Origin of the sequence: Corallococcus praedator, assembly GCF_003612125.1 — a bacterium.
GTDB lineage: Bacteria > Myxococcota > Myxococcia > Myxococcales > Myxococcaceae > Corallococcus > Corallococcus praedator.
The window spans coordinates 1-409 of record NZ_RAWI01001264.1; the positions used below are offsets into that span (position 1 = coordinate 1).

The window sequence follows — 409 nt, forward strand, 5'->3', positions numbered from 1 at the left end:
ATCTGGCGCTTTGGCACCTCGGTATCGTGCGCACCACGCTCGCCAACGCCGCGCGACGAGGTAGCCGAACAGCGGCAGGAAGAAGCTCGCGGCATTCGACAGCAGCGCGGCGTTGGCGAGCGTGGTGCGCACGATACCGAGGTGCCAAAGCGCCAGATCGGCAGCGAAGCACAACGCTGCAAGCGCAATCGCCGCCACCGTCAGGCGGCTCAGTCCCCGGGCTGCGTGCGGCTGCCACGCGGCAATCACCGCAAGCGGCACGGCGGCCAGCGCGACGCGCCAGAATGCCGACGCGACCGGCGCGACCTCGGCGAGGCGGACGAACAGCGGACCAAAAGCCAGCGCGACGCTGCCGCCGAGCATCGCGGGGAAGGCAAGGCGGTGCGCGGTCACCGCCGGGGTCTAGCGC

1 protein-coding gene is annotated in these 409 nt (G+C 71.1%); it reads right to left on the minus strand.

Annotated elements, in window-relative coordinates; all coding sequences use genetic code 11:
* Window positions 1–393: hypothetical protein (locus D7Y13_RS44015; protein WP_279637220.1), on the minus strand; the 393-nt coding region annotated here is incomplete at its 3' end.
* Window positions 394–409: the final 16 nt, after the last annotated feature.